This window comes from Mesobacillus boroniphilus JCM 21738 (genome assembly GCF_000517385.1).
Taxonomy (GTDB): domain Bacteria; phylum Bacillota; class Bacilli; order Bacillales; family Cytobacillaceae; genus Mesobacillus; species Mesobacillus boroniphilus.
Map to the genome: position 1 here is coordinate 1 of NZ_BAUW01000008.1, position 16,363 is coordinate 16,363.

18 protein-coding genes, 5 pseudogenes and 1 other annotated feature are annotated in these 16,363 nt (G+C 38.7%); of the genes and pseudogenes, 5 read left to right on the forward strand and 18 right to left on the reverse strand.

Annotated features, from left to right (window positions below):
* Nucleotides 1-130 precede the first annotated feature (130 nt).
* Nucleotides 131-892, reverse strand: a complete 762-nt coding sequence (locus JCM21738_RS04035) for a CsxC family protein (RefSeq protein ID WP_023614275.1) — start codon at nucleotides 890-892, stop codon at nucleotides 131-133.
* 202 nt (nucleotides 893-1,094) lie between these two features.
* On the opposite strand from JCM21738_RS04035, the gene JCM21738_RS04040 reads away from it, so the two are divergent.
* The gene (locus JCM21738_RS04040) at nucleotides 1,095-2,285 is read left to right on the forward strand and encodes a ParM/StbA family protein (protein WP_023614276.1); all 1,191 of its coding nucleotides are present in this window, start codon (nucleotides 1,095-1,097) and stop codon (nucleotides 2,283-2,285) included.
* Nucleotides 2,286-2,290: 5 nt separating this feature from the next.
* The gene (locus JCM21738_RS04045; RefSeq protein WP_023614277.1) at nucleotides 2,291-2,665 is read left to right on the forward strand and encodes a hypothetical protein; all 375 of its coding nucleotides are present in this window, start codon (nucleotides 2,291-2,293) and stop codon (nucleotides 2,663-2,665) included.
* 359 nt (nucleotides 2,666-3,024) lie between these two features.
* On the opposite strand, the pseudogene glsA reads toward JCM21738_RS04045, so the two are convergent.
* Both glsA and JCM21738_RS24155 read right to left on the reverse strand, forming a co-directional pair.
* Nucleotides 3,025-3,950 (reverse strand): annotated as a pseudogene (gene glsA / locus JCM21738_RS04050) (glutaminase A).
* A gap of 533 nt (nucleotides 3,951-4,483) precedes the next feature.
* The gene (locus JCM21738_RS24155; RefSeq protein ID WP_023614279.1) at nucleotides 4,484-4,633 is read right to left on the reverse strand and encodes a hypothetical protein; all 150 of its coding nucleotides are present in this window, start codon (nucleotides 4,631-4,633) and stop codon (nucleotides 4,484-4,486) included.
* A gap of 189 nt (nucleotides 4,634-4,822) precedes the next feature.
* Between JCM21738_RS24155 and JCM21738_RS23775 the strand changes: the two genes are divergently transcribed.
* Nucleotides 4,823-4,957: a BA3454 family stress response protein gene (locus tag JCM21738_RS23775; RefSeq protein ID WP_023614280.1), complete on the forward strand. Its 135-nt coding sequence runs from the start codon at nucleotides 4,823-4,825 to the stop codon at nucleotides 4,955-4,957.
* A gap of 123 nt (nucleotides 4,958-5,080) precedes the next feature.
* On the opposite strand, the pseudogene gloA2 reads toward JCM21738_RS23775, so the two are convergent.
* The 10 genes and pseudogenes from gloA2 to JCM21738_RS04095 all read right to left on the reverse strand — a co-directional run bounded on the left by gloA2 (nucleotide 5,081) and on the right by JCM21738_RS04095 (nucleotide 10,377).
* Nucleotides 5,081-5,465: pseudogene (gene gloA2, locus JCM21738_RS04055) on the reverse strand (SMU1112c/YaeR family gloxylase I-like metalloprotein).
* Nucleotides 5,466-5,476: 11 nt separating this feature from the next.
* Nucleotides 5,477-5,878 carry an anti-sigma regulatory factor gene (locus JCM21738_RS04060; protein WP_023614282.1) on the reverse strand — a complete coding sequence of 134 codons (402 nt, stop codon included), beginning with the start codon at nucleotides 5,876-5,878 and terminating at the stop codon, nucleotides 5,477-5,479.
* 4 nt (nucleotides 5,879-5,882) lie between these two features.
* Entirely contained in the window at nucleotides 5,883-6,239 is a 357-nt protein-coding gene (locus JCM21738_RS04065) for an STAS domain-containing protein (RefSeq protein ID WP_023614283.1), read from the reverse strand.
* Nucleotides 6,240-6,496: 257 nt separating this feature from the next.
* A complete protein-coding gene (locus JCM21738_RS26590) occupies nucleotides 6,497-6,625 on the reverse strand; it encodes an NlpC/P60 family protein (protein ID WP_369385635.1) in 129 nt (42 codons plus the stop codon).
* Entirely contained in the window at nucleotides 6,604-7,512 is a 909-nt protein-coding gene (locus JCM21738_RS04070) for a peptidoglycan endopeptidase (protein WP_256360172.1), read from the reverse strand. Before JCM21738_RS04070 ends, JCM21738_RS26590 begins: the two co-directional genes overlap by 22 nt.
* Before the next feature lie 391 nt (nucleotides 7,513-7,903).
* Nucleotides 7,904-8,335: a hypothetical protein gene (locus JCM21738_RS04075; RefSeq protein ID WP_023614285.1), complete on the reverse strand. Its 432-nt coding sequence runs from the start codon at nucleotides 8,333-8,335 to the stop codon at nucleotides 7,904-7,906.
* A gap of 108 nt (nucleotides 8,336-8,443) precedes the next feature.
* On the reverse strand, nucleotides 8,444-9,304 hold the full coding sequence (locus JCM21738_RS04080) for a DUF421 domain-containing protein (RefSeq protein ID WP_023614286.1): 861 nt from the start codon (nucleotides 9,302-9,304) through the stop codon (nucleotides 8,444-8,446).
* A 10-nt stretch (nucleotides 9,305-9,314) separates the two neighbouring features.
* Nucleotides 9,315-9,527, reverse strand: a complete 213-nt coding sequence (locus JCM21738_RS04085; RefSeq protein ID WP_439645983.1) for a DUF1657 domain-containing protein — start codon at nucleotides 9,525-9,527, stop codon at nucleotides 9,315-9,317.
* A gap of 47 nt (nucleotides 9,528-9,574) precedes the next feature.
* Nucleotides 9,575-9,778 (reverse strand): DUF1657 domain-containing protein, encoded by a 204-nt coding sequence (locus JCM21738_RS04090; protein ID WP_023614288.1) that lies wholly within the window; start codon nucleotides 9,776-9,778, stop codon nucleotides 9,575-9,577.
* Between the two features lie 128 nt (nucleotides 9,779-9,906).
* Nucleotides 9,907-10,377 carry a hypothetical protein gene (locus JCM21738_RS04095; protein ID WP_023614289.1) on the reverse strand — a complete coding sequence of 157 codons (471 nt, stop codon included), beginning with the start codon at nucleotides 10,375-10,377 and terminating at the stop codon, nucleotides 9,907-9,909.
* A gap of 247 nt (nucleotides 10,378-10,624) precedes the next feature.
* On the opposite strand from JCM21738_RS04095, the pseudogene JCM21738_RS04100 reads away from it, so the two are divergent.
* Both JCM21738_RS04100 and JCM21738_RS04105 read left to right on the forward strand, forming a co-directional pair.
* Nucleotides 10,625-11,786 (forward strand): annotated as a pseudogene (locus tag JCM21738_RS04100) (TIGR04053 family radical SAM/SPASM domain-containing protein).
* A gap of 143 nt (nucleotides 11,787-11,929) precedes the next feature.
* Nucleotides 11,930-12,226, forward strand: a complete 297-nt coding sequence (locus tag JCM21738_RS04105; RefSeq protein WP_023614291.1) for a HesB/YadR/YfhF family protein — start codon at nucleotides 11,930-11,932, stop codon at nucleotides 12,224-12,226.
* A gap of 37 nt (nucleotides 12,227-12,263) precedes the next feature.
* On the opposite strand, the pseudogene argS reads toward JCM21738_RS04105, so the two are convergent.
* The 5 genes and pseudogenes from argS to JCM21738_RS27070 form a co-directional block, all read right to left on the reverse strand.
* A pseudogene (gene argS / locus JCM21738_RS04110) lies at nucleotides 12,264-13,968 on the reverse strand (arginine--tRNA ligase).
* A 43-nt stretch (nucleotides 13,969-14,011) separates the two neighbouring features.
* Nucleotides 14,012-14,225, reverse strand: a binding site (T-box leader).
* A gap of 306 nt (nucleotides 14,226-14,531) precedes the next feature.
* The gene (locus JCM21738_RS04115) at nucleotides 14,532-14,765 is read right to left on the reverse strand and encodes a hypothetical protein (protein ID WP_035208926.1); all 234 of its coding nucleotides are present in this window, start codon (nucleotides 14,763-14,765) and stop codon (nucleotides 14,532-14,534) included.
* A gap of 79 nt (nucleotides 14,766-14,844) precedes the next feature.
* Nucleotides 14,845-15,060, reverse strand: coding sequence for a hypothetical protein (locus tag JCM21738_RS04120; protein ID WP_035208930.1), 216 nt, complete (start codon nucleotides 15,058-15,060; stop codon nucleotides 14,845-14,847).
* Nucleotides 15,061-15,064: 4 nt separating this feature from the next.
* Nucleotides 15,065-15,751: a hypothetical protein gene (locus JCM21738_RS04125; RefSeq protein ID WP_035208933.1), complete on the reverse strand. Its 687-nt coding sequence runs from the start codon at nucleotides 15,749-15,751 to the stop codon at nucleotides 15,065-15,067.
* Nucleotides 15,735-16,333: pseudogene (locus JCM21738_RS27070) on the reverse strand (RNA polymerase sigma factor). The gene JCM21738_RS04125 and the pseudogene JCM21738_RS27070 overlap by 17 nt, the downstream one beginning before the upstream one ends.
* Nucleotides 16,334-16,363 lie beyond the last annotated feature (30 nt).

Here is a 16,363-nt window from a genome sequence, read left to right on the forward strand (position 1 = left end):
ATCGAGTCGCTTCGGTCCGCCCAATGAAGTCAAAAAACGACTTCACTGGTCGGCCCTCCAGCGCTTGTCGGGGCTGAACAAGGCGCTTGCGCTTTTTGTTCTTAGTCTGTTGATTTATTTTTTTTGTGAATCAGCCATTGTTATCCAGTAATTCGGTAATATCCACTTGCTGGTTCTGGTAAACTCTTACACGGAACTGCAGGAAGGTTTTTTCTACAATATTTTGGAATGTTCCTTCTTCGAATGGTGCGTTGTGAGGTAATGGATAACGGTCAACTGCTTCGTCCCATTGGACTATGCTGCTGGATACCAGTTCACAAAATGGAATCTGATTATAGAATTGCGTGCTCACCTGATGGAACTGAGAAAGGTCACTGGAAAGCATTTGATCTTTTTCTGGATAACCATGGCCTAAATTCTGTGCTCTGAAGAAATCAAATTCTTCTCGAGTGTTAGGTGTAGGCAATACAGGGTCCGTCAGGAAGTCAGTGATAATAGTTACACACTCAAACGGTACATCTACAGTAAGAGAGCGCATTTCCGATGATACACAGTCGCTTTTGGAATGGTGGCAAGGAGTTGCATACTGGATATTTTTCCGGATGAATCCTTTGATAAATAGTGGAATTCCAGTATCAGGATCTGATGCAGGTCCCAAAAGCAATCTGCACTGGACAATTTTCACCCGCTTTTTAATATCTTTAATTTCCAGTACTGGATCAGGAAAGTGGATATCCGCTACCAAATGATCTGATACCGTAATATCAGCTAGAGTAACAGGAAGGTTCGCAAGTGCGGGCAATCCTGGTGTAGGAACATTGATACATTCATTCCTGGAAGCTGATTTATTCACATTCACACAACCACGAGAACCATGATGTTCATTAGTCATTCAAATTTTCCTCCTTTAAAATTCTTGTACAATTTATCCTATTCCTACTAGATTTTTTTGCATAGATAAATGAATCAGAACAAATGCGGATTTTTAATAATAACAAGATTTAGTTCCATTATATTTCCTTTCTCCTAATACATATGGGTACTTGCACAGTTGATCATGCCTCTTGCATAGAATTCAAAAGGAGGAGGATAAAATGAACAATTATAATTTCTTTGCTGTCGATATAGGCAATAGCTGGTATAAAGTGTTGGCCTCTGATCAAGGAGAAATTGCCGAATACCATATACCGAACGCTATTGCACTATATGATGATGAATTTTATGAAAAGCCCTATGACGAGGAAGATATTGACCTTGAAGAAAACATGATCGTAGAGGTAAAAAGCCCGGCGGTCATTAACAAAAGAGAAATCTTTTATGCAGGAAAATCAGCTGCCAAACAGAGAAACGTCAGCTTGACAGCAAGCAACAATCAAAAGGCAGACGAGGATCGAACATATGTCCTTCTTTTTGCTGCCGCTGCTTATCATGCATCAATCATCAAACCTGATGATATTGAAATAACTTATTGCATTGACCAATTAGCTGTTTCCCTCCCTACCACTCAATATAAGGATAAAAAAGAAGTATTAAAGCAGAGACTTATTGGAAGCCATACTGTGATACTCCATAAAGTCCCTGGTATTCCAGAGCCAAAGGAGCTAACAGTGAAGCTTGAGGTTAAAGATGTAATTGTTGGAGCCGAAGGAGCCTGTGCTTATTTAGGTTTGATTCGTGACATTGACACGCTTGCAATTAAAGATGATAACCTTTTGAAGGATTCCAAAAAGGGCATCATCATTGGCGACCTGGGCGGCGATTCTGTCGATTTTGTAGGAATCAAGAATAATAAACCTGTTGCATCAGTAGAAGGGGACCACTTTGGAATTAATTTGTTCCTGGATACAATCATAAAAAAAGTAAGCAAGAATGAACTATACACATTTGATTCAAGATCAGAACTCGAAGAAAAGCTGTATGCCGGGCAGTCGGAATGGTATGTAGAACCTTTTGCCGGGGTTAAAAAAGACATTAGCAAGTATGTCATACCTCAATTAAGAATCTTGGCCATCAAATACCTCGAACACTTTGATCGTGCCAGAAGCAGTTCGAGTGAAATCAAAGGTGCATCACGCTATATTGCTGTAGGTGGAGCAGCAAAGCTTGCGCAAAAACAGATCCAGGAAGCCGCAGTCAGATGGTCTGAAAAGGGCCGGCCAATCGAATTGACCTTTCCTGAAAATCTTGAAAAACTGAATGTCTTCGGACTCATGATTTTAGCCAAGATGAATCAACTAAAAAAACAACATGAGAATACCGAGGAATTAATTTCTGTTGAAGGATGATCGGTATGTCAAACATATATACGGATTACGAGAACAAAGTTGCGATAACTGTCCCTGAAAGATATATTGATGTTAAAACTGGTGAGTCACACTCTGTTTCATCCAAAATTATTGATCAGATAGAATACCATGCTGATAACAGTACACTCATTCACCTTGTTTTATCAGCTCTTCATCAATACTTGAACCACAGGCCTATGACAAATGGAGGTTCAGGGGAAATCCTGCAGCAGCTTGCAGAAATAAAGTCGATACTAGAGAATGGGGTTTACCAGATACCGCCATCTGCAAAACCAAAAACCATGAAGGAATCGACAGATGCTGCAAAACTGCTTAATTTGAAGGAAGTTGAGGATATACTTGAAGCCTTTGGAGGATAATCAAAAAGGAGTAATTACCCTAGTCAAAGGCGTGGTTAGCCTCACACCTTAAGCTCATATCCCTCGGTAAACATAAGCTTTTGGCAATGCCGCGTATCGTAGAGAATCAGCAAAACGATTATATGGTACAAAAAAGTAAGGACGGTACATTCGTACACGTCCTCTGCTTTTTGAATTCATAAACTTTGTAGCTTTCTCTACCTTATTGCTTTCCCTATTCAGGGGGTACCCTCGAAATGAGCCTCGATATCTTGAATAATTTGGTTGCAAGAACATGTTCGAAAAGAAACTATCTATGCGAATTTTGCCTTAAAGAATTATTTTATATACATAGCTGAGGACCGTAGAATAAGTCTAATTTAAAACATGCTCATATTATATTTTGCTGACATCATTTCTAATAATTTGATTCCGCCTATACTATTGCCCTTTTCATCTAATGAAGCCCTAATATTCCAATTCCAAACCGGTTTGGCACTGAGCCCATTATTCCGCCTGATACACCACTTTTTGCCGGGATTCCAACCCTTACAGCAAACTCGCCTGACGCGTTATACATTCCACACGTGACCATGAAAGTTTTACATAGCCTGGCCACATGGACAGGAATCAGGCGACGGTTAGTAACTGGTTCTAATCCATCCATGGCGAAAACACAGCCAATACGTGCAAGGTCCAGGCAATCCATCTCGATTGCGCATTGCTTCGTGTATACATTTAATAATTCTTCTACATCCTCATCTATGACACCATGTTGTTTCAAAAAATAGCACAGCGCCCTGTTAAGATCCGAAGTTTCGTATTCAGATTGAGCAACTTCTTTTGAATATCCAACCGAGGAATTACCTGCCAGTTGTTGGATGAAGGAAAGTATCCTCCTAAAACGATCGTCGGCATTGTTCCCTTTGATCATATGAGTAACTGCGAGTGCACCTGCATTAATCATTGGATTTAACGGTTTGGAAGGACTGAACTCCAGCTTAACAATTGAATTAAACGGATCACCAGTTGGCTCATACCCCACTTTGTCAAAGACAGCTTCTTCTCCATAATCCAATAGTGCAAGCGCCAATGTTAACACCTTTGAAACACTTTGCAATGTTAACTTCTGCTGTATGTCTCCAGCAGAAACACAAGTTCCATCATCATGAAAAATAGCGACAGACAATTCTTCTGGGTTCGCTTTTGCAAGCGCAGGAATATAATCTGCTACCTTTCCGCCGCCAATATAATTTTTTGCTTTATGTACCAATTCATTCAACTCATCAGTAGTTCTGCAAGGCATAATAACTCCTCCATTAATTAATATACTTAACAATTATCCCTTAAACATTCGACGCCAATTGGTCAACTAGTGTATTAGCTTATTAAGGTCCGCTTCTTTTAATATCTACCTTTAAATGCGCAAATAATCAAGCTTAGTTACTATAACATTTCTTTATGAATACAAAATTTCGTATTAAAACTCCAAATATTATGTGAATTGCGGGGTTTAGTTGCAATAAAACGCTATAAAAAGCAAAAATTGGAAAAACGGGTTGACAACTGTTGGTAATGTAATGCCTTGATAACCCCGCTTTAATGATTCATACCCCAATTCGCGGAAGATCCTGAAAGATTTCGTGAAAAAAGGAGTGTCAAAAGAACAGGAATTTTCAGCGTTTATGGAAATGAGTGGAAATTAACTTTCATACAATTAATAAGGATTTCCTATCCTTTTGAATCATAAAAAAGAACTAAAAACAAGCCGAGTATAGCCCGGCTTGTTTTTAGTGTATGATTATTTTGTAAATTTAGCTGGTTTAAACCACTAGTTATTCATTTCCTGAGGTTTTCTTGGTCTTTTAATCTGTTTTGCTGGTCGGGAACTCTACCTTGATCCTTGAACTCATCAACCTTTTTAGTATTGCTTAATTTTTCTCGTTCATAATCAACCAAACTTTGCTTCTCTTTATTGTGATTGCTCATACGTTTCCCTCCTTAGGCATGATGTTTGTCTTATTCCCTCAAGATAAAAGACCAAACCTGATAAATTGTCAATGAGACTAGAAATATAAAACTGTCAATACATGATGTTTACTTTATCCGCCTGGATGGTAATTAATATTACAGGAACTAACCTAACAGCACTTAAACAAAAAGAAAGGAAAATGTTTTATGAGAGAAGTTACGGTAATAGTGGATTTAAAGGGAAAAAATTATTTGACTAATGTGATAGCAGACCCCGACACTCCAGAGGAAGAAATCCTTGAGCAGGCCCGCGAACAAGTTTTAAAACAATGGACAATATAAGTAAGTGAAAGGATGTTCGGCATGGCTGAACATCCTTTTTTAACTGGAATTTGAGGTAAGGAATTTCTAAAATGATCTGTTTTTCAGAAAGGATAATCGGAGAACAATGCGGAGAACTAAATATTAAACACTATATAATTCAATTGGTAAACCATCCGGGTCAGTAAAGAATGTAAATTGCTTCTGAGTCAGTGGATCGATTCTGATTTGCTCCACTTCTATTCCTTGCGTTTCAAGATAATTTACAAAAGAGGAAATGTTTTTCACAGTGAAAGCGAGATGCCTGAGACCAGCAGCTTCAGGGTAACTCGGGCGTGCTGGAACATCTGAGAAAGAGAACAATTCAATTTGATAATGACTTCCAACACTTAAATCCAATTTATACGACCTTCGTTCTTCTCTATAGATCGCTGAGATGACCTTAAAGCCAAGAACTTTGTATAAAACTCTTTTGACTTTTCATACTCTGAACAGATAATGGAGGATGATGTATTTTGTCAAGCACCATGCCAATCTCCTTTATCTAGCCCATTTGGTGATCGTGATTTTTGTGCCAGTTCCAGGCGTAGAGTCAATATCAAAACTGTCCATTAATCTTTTAACTCCTGGAAGTCCTGCACCAAGGCCGCCTGAAGTAGAAAAACCATCCTGCAAGACCATCCTTATATCACTTATGCCTGGACCATTATCAGCAGCAGAAATCTGTATCCCTTTTCTTCCGTTATCTTCTAAGACGTCAATAGTAATCTGTCCGCTTCCCGCATATAAATAAATGTTTCTTGCGAGCTCAGAAATTGCAGTCGTTATTCTTGCCTGGTCAACGCCACCAAATTGGAGATTTTTTGAAACTTCTCTCCCTTTCTGACGGGCAAGCACTATATCAAATTCATTATTAATATTAATAATAATCGGTTCTGTCATTTGGCTAACCCTCTAACAATTGGCTTAATATCAAAATTCCTTGCTCGAGATCCAGTGCAGTATGGACATTTTCCATTGTTATGCCAAGTTCTATTAACGTAATGGCGACTGCAGGCTGGATACCCGTAAGGACAGCTTTCGTCCCCATCAGGCTTGTCATTACGATTACGTCGCCCAATACTTTTGCAATGAACGAATCAATCATATCGACTGAAGTTAAATCAATTACGACACCCTTTGCACCTGTATCCTTAATTTTATTCAACAAGTCCTCTTGAAAAGTCAATACAGTTTGGTCATCTAATTCTACTTGAATTGAAACTAATAAATAATCTTTTAACTTTAGTATAGGAATTCTCACTTTTTATGCCTCCAAATCATTAAACTCACCAGAATTCACTATGTACAAATTATTTAATCCATGATGGCCTGCATCCAAACACTTGCACGTTAGCAAATAAGATTTTAATTGGATTATACGCTATTTATTAAGTGGTTTACAAATTAAAAGCTGTGCTTTGTATATGTTAATCCGAATAGTTGTTCATGAAAAAAATAAAAACCTCCAATCAGGAGGTTTTAGAACTCAAATTGCTGGGTAAATGATAAAACATCAGACTAAAATGTGGTTTTGGCTCCAAGGTAACGTGGCTTCCAATAGGAATTATTCATGTCACTAATTTCTACTCCTCTTGAAGAACCGGCGTGAATAAACTTGCCATCGCCTAGATAAATACCCGCATGGATGGACCTGGCTTATAGGTTTCAAAGAATACAAGGTCTCCTACACGTGGTGAAGAAACAGGTTTTGTAGCATTCCAAATGGATGATACTGTTCTCGGGATTGAAACTCCAACTTTGCTATATACATAGTTTAAATATCCTGAACAATCAAACCCTGCCGGTGTGCTCCCTGCCCAAACATAAGGTACACCTATATACTTCATGGATTCAGCAATTAATGAGTTTACCTTAGAGGTAGAACTATACGTCGCCATAACAGGAGTACTTGCTGATGATACATAAGTAGCAACTGGTGTTGAAGATGAGCCTGAAAGCAATAATACCTGACCAGGGAAGATAAGATGAGATTTTAGATTATTGATAGAAATCAATTGTGACAGCGATAAATTATGGCGAGCAGCAATCGTTGACAAGTTGTCTCCGCCACGGACCGTGTATGTGCTGGATGAGCTTGCTGGTGCTGGTGATGCAGTGACAGCAGCAGTCCCAGACACTTTTAATCTTTGTCCAGGATAGATCACATCAGATTTAAGTCCGTTTAATGATTTAAGTCCGCTAATGGACATCCCATATGATTTTGAAATTCCCCATAAAGTATCGCCTGACTTCACAATATAAGCAGAACTTGTTGTTCTGGCACTTGTATTTGCAGCTGTCGTGTGACTGTGCGGAGCTAGAACTGATAGTTTTTGATTTACATAGATGGTTGAGCTTGATAGATTATTCCACTTTTGAATATCATTCATAGCAACATTATATATATTTGATAGTTTCCATAATGAATTCCCAGATTGAACTGTGTGTAATTTTTCATGAGCACTTGCTGAACCATTGAATGATGTAAATAAAATCCCGGCTGTTGCAGCCACCGTCAAAAGCTGTTTTTTCATGTTAGAGCAACTCCTTTGATTTCGATTACAAATTAATAGTAGAGTTTCCCAAACTTGTTTTGAATCTATAAATATTGGTTTGTGAGGAATTGTTTTCCTCTGGTAAAAATTCCGTTTGCATGCCAAAATAGCCAAAACCTATTATTTACAGGGTTTAAAGGTTCTTTTTACCTTTTTCTAACATTTTTTGTTACACGAATGAAATAAAAGCTTAATCTTATGGTAATCTAATTGTTATATGCCAGTTTACCTAGCTTGTTTTTATGACAAGGGAAAATGGAACTGATTATAAGAATAAACAGTGATTTTTCGCATTTTGAGAGGTTGATAATTATTTTTATAAAATAAAAATCCCGCTTGATTGCAGCGGGATTTTTATTTTTGCAAGTTATTATAGGTTGCGTTTAATTAATTGATTAGCTAATTGATCGACCTGCTGGCTGTTTCCTGTTTCTTTGGCAGCTGAAGCAATTTGGTTGATCATCTGGCTGCTTTCCGGGTTTGTCGAGGTAGTCGAATGGAATCCAGTAGATGTACTTGTCTTATTCGTATTCAATCCAGATGTGATTTCTTTTGCAAATTCTGTTATTCCCGCAGCCACTGGCTTATTAAAAGCTGTGCCAGCATTGGAATTTTGGAAAAGCTGCCTCATTCCATTACCCATTCGATTTCGAAAAATAAACGCTGCTGCAGCACTCGCTACAACTCCCATAACCGAATACGTCATGGAGCGATTTCTTTTACGTTTGTATCCGAACATTTTCATCATATTTTGAGGTATATTCGATCTCATCAGCGTAGAAATCCATGCAGATTTATTCATCCGGCAGCACCCCTTTTAAAATTAGACGAGATTTGAAAATCCCCTCCATCAATTAGTATTTGATTTCTTCTAATTGATATTCCGGAAAAAGATAACATAAACAGCTGCTTACTCTTTCAAAAAAGGCTTAAGCTTTTGGATGGCTTCTTGCAACTTTCTTGCGTTTTTATTATACATTTCCCTGGTACTCGAAGACTCAGTTGCTAGAGCGAATAATTCTAGATCTGCCTGGCATTTATTAAGCATGGCCAGCAATAGTTTTCTCGGTTGAGGTGATGGAACCTGCAGTTGGTCATCGTACGTATCAATGAATAACTTCCCATAAGAATCAACTTGGCCTAAAAAAACATTGTCAAGTGTCACTCCAAGATTAGTCAGCTCAATGTCCAGCCACCCCTTGGTTTTACCTGCCGCTGCTAGTTGATCATTCAATACATTTCCATCCATTATAACAGTATAGCTTTCTTTTTCAGGGGCTACGGGCAAATTCAAGTCCTTTGCAGTTAGAGGGAGCACTTCTTTTTTTAGCAATACACTTAAATCACCTTTTGGTTCCAAAACAGCAAACTCAACATCTGCAGTCTTAAAAACATTTTTCTGTCTTAGTAAAGAATTTAATTCATCGATTGTATATTTTTCCTTCTTTAAATTCTCTTCCATCACTTTTCCATCTTTAATAATTACTGTTGCCTTACCTTCAAAAAAATCTCTGAACTTCTTGCTTTTGATCCCAATGAGGTCATGCAAATATGTAAAGGATCCAAAAATAACTATGGCCAATACTCCATGAAACAAATTTCCATCGAGACCCATAATGACTTCACCAGCGATACTTCCAATAGTAATACCCGAAACATATTCAAAAAAAGACAGCTCCGCCAGCTGCTTCTTCCCACCAATTTTTGTAATCGCAAACAATGTCACTACAAACAAGACAGACGAAACGATTATGTGTGTCCATTCATTCATTTTCTCACCTCTAGCTTTTATATTGCGGCTCTGCTAGTTCAAGCTGAGTTTTCCTATTTTGCAGGTCCGTTTTTATTTCTCCGACGACCAGCATCGTTTCGTGAAAGATTTTGCTTGCTTCTGGATTATTGGTATTCAGTGCCATAGAAGATAACTGCGCTTCTATCCCTTTTATCGTTGAAAGGACCTGGTTAACATCTGATGCAATTGTCAATTTTTTCACTCCTATGTATAAGAAAAGGGCGGGTTCCCCCCTGCCTCCCTGACTTTTTACTGTTTGTATTGTGGTTCTTCTTGTTCAATTTCCTGCAGACGCGGTTGAATGCTATCTATAACTGCTTGAGTTTGTTGAGCAGCTGTCTGATATAGTTGTTTAGCTTGCTGATTATCTGTTCCAAGTGCAAATGTCTCCAAACTTGCTTGAGCACTCTTTAGACCAGCGATTGTTTGTTTTACTTGGGCTCCTACAGTCATTATGGTCCCTTCTTTCTCAGAGTATTGGTACTGTTTTAGTATGGCAAGAGCGCAAAGAAATATGCCAGCTTAAATAGCTTCAAAATAGAAAAAGCCATTAGCATGCTTTTCGGCAAACCAATGGCAGATTATTCGGTATCATCGTGTACCATAATTCTTGTGTTATATAAAACGTAGCCATTTCCCCATTTAGCACGAATCTCCATTGCATAATCCCCAGTAGCAACATTCGACTCCTCAAGGTTTAATGGGTACCCTTTAAGTCCTTTATATGCGAGCTTTCCTGTATCCATTTCCCATAAATAACATTTCACAGAATCAGGTGATTGTTCGAATAACAGCCTGATCTTGTCGTCTTTCTCAACAATAATTGGATGAGAGTCTTTTACTAGTACAGCAGGGTCGGTATTCGTATCTGCCGAGGCAGTCCTTCCCCATTTCCTTAAGGAGTATGTTGCAGGCTTAACCTCCACAGTATGTTTGGCTACAACCATATCTAAGTCCGAAGGGACAGGTTTATAAGTGCTGTATATGCTCCAGCTGATGATGCACAATAAAATCAGAAATGACATGATTACCCACGGAACAGTCTTTTTCACCGTTATCCCCCACTTCCCGAACACACTAATTGCTCCCTTTATATAGACGGCGGGATGAGTGAAAAAGTTTCAAATTTTTCAGTTAATTTTATGTTCGATTATTTCTCTTCATCATTTAGGATTCCATCTTTACTTGGTTTAGTTTTTCCTGATTAAACCATTATCGTTATATGTAACATTCATTACATGCGAAAAGAATTTCTTACTTTATAATGAATAAATAATTGATTAAAAGTTGGTGATGATTATGCATGAAGTTCGATTCACTCAACCTGCGGGCGGCCATCCTGCTGGTATTGATTTTAATGAAAATCCATATATCGTTATCTGGGAAGTTACGAGGGCTTGCCAGCTTAAATGCTTGCATTGCAGAGCAGATGCTCAGAATAAGCCTGACCCATTGGAATTGACACCTGAAGAAGGCAAAAATCTGATCGATCAGATTTACGACATGGGGAATCCTATGCTTGTATTTACTGGTGGGGACTGTATGATGCGAGAAGATCTCTTTGACCTTGCGGAATATGCAATTAAAAAAGGGATGCGCGTTTCAATGACCCCTAGCGCCACAGATAATGTGACGAAAGAAAAAATGCAAAGAGCTAAGGAAGTCGGACTTTCAAGATGGGCTTTCAGCTTGATGGGCCTACTCCTGAAATCCATGACCATTTTCGAGGCACTCCCGGATCGTTCGATCTTACAATTGAAAAAGTAAAATACCTGAACGATTTGAATATGCCTTTGCAGCTTAATACGGTTATTTCCCGCTACAATTATGAACATCTTGAACAGATGGCCGAATTGATGAAAGAACTCAAGGTAGTAATGTGGTACATCTTCCTGCTTGTACCAACAGGTCGGGGACAGCTGGATGCCTGCCTTACTCCAGCAGAACACGAAAAGGTATTCAGATGGCTTTATGAACTAAGCAAAACCGCTCCATACGATATTAAAACCACTGCGGCTCAACATTATAGACGTGTAGTTTTCCAGCAAAAAGCACGAGAAAATAGGGTCAATAAAAATGAAGGAATTCATTATGAAGACACCTTAACTAAAGATATGGCCTCAGTGATTGATGGGTTAAAGCGAGCGCCTAAAGGAGTTAATGACGGTAACGGATTTTTGTTTGTTTCCCATACCGGTGATGTCATGCCTTCAGGGCTGCTGCCACTGGTTGGCGGGAACGTCCGCGAAAAACCATTGGCTGAAATATATCGAAGCTCCCCTATTTTTAAAGACTTGCGGAGCCCTGACAAGTATAAGGCAAGTGCGGTGTATGTGAATTCCGCTTTGTTTGCGGTGGTTCACGCTCTAGAACTTACGCGGTGACAGGTGACTATATGGAAAGCGAACCATTTTGTGTATATATTCCAGAAGCAATGAGGAAAAAGGAAACAAGTGTTTAAAATCTCCAGCTCCATATTTTGGAGCTGTTTTTTATTTCAATCATTTTTGACACTTTCATGACAACGCAAAAACTGTGACATAAAGCACGGCATCCAGCATCATTCAGGTTTTACAATAAAACTAACGAAAGGATGGTGCAAAAATGACAATCAAGATTGATCAAAATGCATTCAAATGGTTTGAACAGGAATTCGATACACCAAAACCGTTTCACATCCGCCTTTACCCTCAATATGCCGGGTTTGGCGACAAGAACAAAGGCTATAGCCTGGCATTTTCCCTTGAAGCACCTGCCATTGCCGCTGAACAGCAAGAGATTGATGGAATTACCTTTTTTGTCGAAGCAAACGATACATGGTTTTTTGACGAGACAGATGTAGAACTGAAGTTAAGCGACACCTCTGGTGAAATTTTCGCTAATTATATTGAACACAACTGAACCTAATGGAGTCCCTGGTATTATCCAGGGACTCTTTTTACATTTCCTTCGGTGTTTTAATGCCCAGCAATCTAAGTCCTTCTTCAAGAACAATGCTAACAGAATGAACCAACTGGAGTCGGGCATTTCTTTCTGCATCATCTTCAAGTATCCGGACTTCTCCGTAGTATTTATTAAAAGCCTGTGACAGGTTTAGGACATATTTAGCAATCAGGGATGGATCATTTTTCTCGACCGCTCTCTTGATTGTATCAGGAAATACTTGAAGTTCTGTTATCACTGGCCATTCATTATCAGCAGCCAAATTGACGTCACCATTGTATGCTTCAAATGCCCCCTTCCTCAACAATGACTGTGCCCGGGCATTTGTATATTGAACATATGGTCCTGTTTCGCCTTCGACTTTTAGCATCTCTTCAAGGGAAAACTCAATATCATTCATGCGGAAATTTTTAAGGTCATGAAAAACAACGGCACCGGTTCCGACCATTACAGCAATATCTGTCTTATTGGCCAAAGAAGGATTTTTATTTTCTATATTCTTTTTCGCCAACTGAATGGAATCTTGGAGAACATTTTCTAACAAAACGACCTTGCCTTTTCTTGTGGACATTTTTTTGCCGTCCTTTAACATCATTCCAAATGGAATATGTGTAATACCACTCGCCCATGGAAAGTCCATCTTTGCAAGCACTGCTTTTATCTGTTTAAAGTGAAGGGTTTGCTCGTTACCCACCACATATAATGACTTCACAAAAGAATATTCTTCGAATCTGTACTTGGCTGCAGCTAAATCCCGCGTAGCGTATAAAGTGGCGCCATCCGATTTTTTTATAAGACATGGAGGAAGTTCATTATCATCTAATTTGACTACTTGAGCCCCATCAGAATCTTCAAGCAGTCCCTTTTCTCTTAGCATCTTCACGATTGGTCCCATTTTATCATTATAGAAAGCTTCTCCAGCATATGAATCGAACTCAATTCCCATAAGGTCGTAAATCTTTTTTAAATTCCTTCAATGATTCATCCTTGAACCATTTCCAAAGCTCTAGTGCTTCAGCATCACCATTTTCCAGGCGTCTGAACCAGTCGCGGCCCTCTTGTTCAAGCTGTGGCTGGCTTTCAACGGCTTCATGAAATTTTATATACAGTGCAAGCAGCTCCTGTATTGGTTCAGCCTTCACATTTTCCTCAGTGCCCCAAAGCTTATATGCCGTGATGAGCTTGCCAAATTGAGTTCCCCAGTCTCCTAAATGGTTGATTTTCACTGGCTTGTATCCACATTTTTCATAAATAAGCGAAAGTGAATTCCCGATAACCGTTGACCGCAGATGGCCCATGGAAAATGGCTTGGCGATATTTGGCGAGGAAAGATCAATTGTTACAGTCTGACTTTCACCAAGGTCAAGGTCACCATAATGATTCTTTTTTTGCCGTATTTCATTTAAAAGTTCTTTGGTGACGTTTGCCTTATTTAAAAACGCATTTAAATAACCGCCAACTGCTTCAAAACGATTAAATGACCCATCGACTTCGACCTGGCTTTGCAATCGTGAACTTAGATCTTTGGCAATATCAGCTGGTGGCTTTCTCATCGTTTTCACCAGTTGGAAACATGGGAAAGCCAAGTCCCCCTGGTGCAAAAATTTGGGTTTCTCAATTAACCTCTCTATTTCATTACAAGTAAGAAGCCCATCTATCTCGGCAGCAAGCAATTCTGAATACATTTTTACATATTTCATTAGAAAGCCCCCTATATAAAATACAAAAAACTCCCGTCTCTATATAAGAGACGAGAGTTTATCCCGCGGTACCACTCAAATTGTTCCACACTAAGGAACCTGCTTTCTTTGATAACGGGTAAATCCCGGCCGGCCCTACATCCGTTCAGGCAAGCATCTCAAAAGTGCGCTTCATTATTCTCCCACACCAGGCTTCCACCGTCCCTGGCTCGCTGAAGCAAACAAAGAATAATTACTCTCTTCATCATCGATTAGATATTTTTACCATTATAAACAACCACTATGTCATTTTGCAATCATTATTTTAGGTATTATTTTAAATTAACTATTTAACTTTTAATCCTGTGCTGAATTCTTGGATGGATCGATTGAAATCATCATGCTTTTCAACATAGTTGCCGCTGGTATAGTCCCCTATTACTTTCCGCCAGAAGTTCCTTGCCGGTTCATTTTTCTCTACCTGGGTGATACTCCATGTTCCAGGGAATTGATCAAATAGCTTAAAAGCAGCAATTTTGCCGAATCCTCTCCGGTAAAATTTCTCATGATAAAAAACTCAAGGATTACATTGGGGTCTCCGCTTTCGACCATTGCAAAACCTGCCAGTTCCCCATCATGCATGATAAAAAAGCATGTAAATCCACTTCAGCCCAATATGGTTTTAAATCAAATGGAGCAAAGCTTCCATTCACTTCAAGCTTGATATCCTGAAAGACTGTAAATTCGTAAATATAAAATTGAATTAAATTTTGAAGAATTTGTTCCTCATCTTGTTTCACACGCACTAAATCAATCACAGAGATTCCCCTTGTTTCAAGATATATATAAGAATTCGGCTACTTATCATTAAATCCTTTTTCTCCTAAGAAAGTCTTTTTACTCTTCGCTGTTAGGATATGAATAATGGTAGGTTATTTCTTTATCTTTTAATGAAATTTCAACTATTTCTGAACCATCTGTGGATTCTAATGTGTACGATGAACCCCCACCCTTGATTTGCTTCCATAAACCTGTTGAAATGATATTTTCGATATAATCTTTAAAGCGTTGAGGTACTCCTTGATCCCAAACATATTTTTCTGTATCACCCATAAGCTTAATTGCTTATGCCAACAGGATAAGGGAGACTTCCGTAGCCATGGGTAACATAAAGCTGCTCGTCATGCCGATAGGGTTTAGGCTCGATGAAGTTTAATGATGAAATGACCTGGAAAATTTCAGCGTATTCAAGTTTTGGGTAATCGAAGCTGAAATGCAATGTTTCCTTTCCGGCTTTGACGAAAAAATGGTAGCGGAGGCTAACATCCATCATTTTGACGTGTTCGATATATAATGATGTTGGATAAGGAAAGTTCACCATCTCTTTTGCCATATTCATAGCGCTCGTATTGATGATTTTATTCTTCTCTCCATCAGTTACAAACTTAGCCATTCCTACTTGTTCAGGGTTGCCTTTTTCAAAAAATGCATAACCCTCTTCGTTCTTTTCGCTATATATACTTCCTAAACTCCAATTGAGACTGAATTCATTAACTGCTTGCGATTGTCCTGCTCCATCGGGAGATTGATAATGTTGTTGTAACTGGATGAGCAGACCTGCCGAGAGGATTACAAATATTGCTGTTAATATAACATTTTTCAACTCGAATATTTTATGTTTTACATTAAAACCAGCTTGAGCACGAATCGAGGACCTGATTTTACTTCTCATCCTGTCTCTTTCATCTTCTCCCGGGGTAACTGATCTTAGGGCAGCCCAATTTCGTTCAGAAGGTTTCTTCAAAGTATTCGCTCCCTTCCACTACATCCATTTTCTTTAATGCAGCTAATCCCCTTGACAAAGTCTTTCTGATTTTTGATTCCGACCAACCCAGGATTTCGGAGATTTCCTTAGTGGAACACTCTTCAACCTTTTTCAAAGTAATCACAAGCCGGTAGTCTGGTTTAAGCTGTTGGATCGCACCCAGTGTTCTCTCTATCGTATCCCGGTGTTCAATATACTGTTCAATGTTAAAAGGTGACTGTGTCTCTGGGACGTTTGCAAATAATGAAAAAAACTCTTTCTTTTTCTCTTGCGTATTTCATCTATTACGAGATGTTTTGCTATACTAAAAAGCCAGGTTTTCACGTTCGTTCTATTTTCGAATTTCTCATAGGACATATAGGCACGTAAAAAAGTGTCATGTACCAAGTCCTCACAGCATTGACGGTCTCCCATCATGTAAAAAATAAAGCGGTAAATATCTTTATAAAACATCTCATACCATTCCATTACCTGTTGTTCTTTAACATTTTCTTTTATTTCCCCCACCTCATTCCCGCTCTCTATACAATAAGTCGAATCTAATTGTAAAGTGTGACACATTATTAGGTGCTTTTTTCATTATAAAATAAA

Excerpts from the sequence above, each read along its gene's own strand:
- JCM21738_RS04035 (WP_023614275.1), bottom strand. The coding sequence starts at position 892 with ATGACTAATGAACATCATGGTTCTCGTGGTTGTGTGAATGTGAATAAA.
- JCM21738_RS04040 (WP_023614276.1), top strand. The coding sequence starts at position 1,095 with ATGAACAATTATAATTTCTTTGCTGTCGATATAGGCAATAGCTGGTAT.
- JCM21738_RS04045 (WP_023614277.1), top strand. The coding sequence starts at position 2,291 with ATGTCAAACATATATACGGATTACGAGAACAAAGTTGCGATAACTGTC.
- JCM21738_RS24155 (WP_023614279.1), bottom strand. The coding sequence starts at position 4,633 with ATGAGCAATCACAATAAAGAGAAGCAAAGTTTGGTTGATTATGAACGA.
- JCM21738_RS23775 (WP_023614280.1), top strand. The coding sequence starts at position 4,823 with ATGAGAGAAGTTACGGTAATAGTGGATTTAAAGGGAAAAAATTATTTG.
- JCM21738_RS04060 (WP_023614282.1), bottom strand. The coding sequence starts at position 5,878 with ATGACAGAACCGATTATTATTAATATTAATAATGAATTTGATATAGTG.
- JCM21738_RS04070 (WP_256360172.1), bottom strand. The coding sequence starts at position 7,512 with ATGAAAAAACAGCTTTTGACGGTGGCTGCAACAGCCGGGATTTTATTT.
- JCM21738_RS04075 (WP_023614285.1), bottom strand. The coding sequence starts at position 8,335 with ATGAATAAATCTGCATGGATTTCTACGCTGATGAGATCGAATATACCT.
- JCM21738_RS04080 (WP_023614286.1), bottom strand. The coding sequence starts at position 9,304 with ATGAATGAATGGACACACATAATCGTTTCGTCTGTCTTGTTTGTAGTG.
- JCM21738_RS04090 (WP_023614288.1), bottom strand. The coding sequence starts at position 9,778 with ATGACTGTAGGAGCCCAAGTAAAACAAACAATCGCTGGTCTAAAGAGT.
- JCM21738_RS04105 (WP_023614291.1), top strand. The coding sequence starts at position 11,930 with ATGACAATCAAGATTGATCAAAATGCATTCAAATGGTTTGAACAGGAA.
- JCM21738_RS04120 (WP_035208930.1), bottom strand. The coding sequence starts at position 15,060 with ATGGGTGATACAGAAAAATATGTTTGGGATCAAGGAGTACCTCAACGC.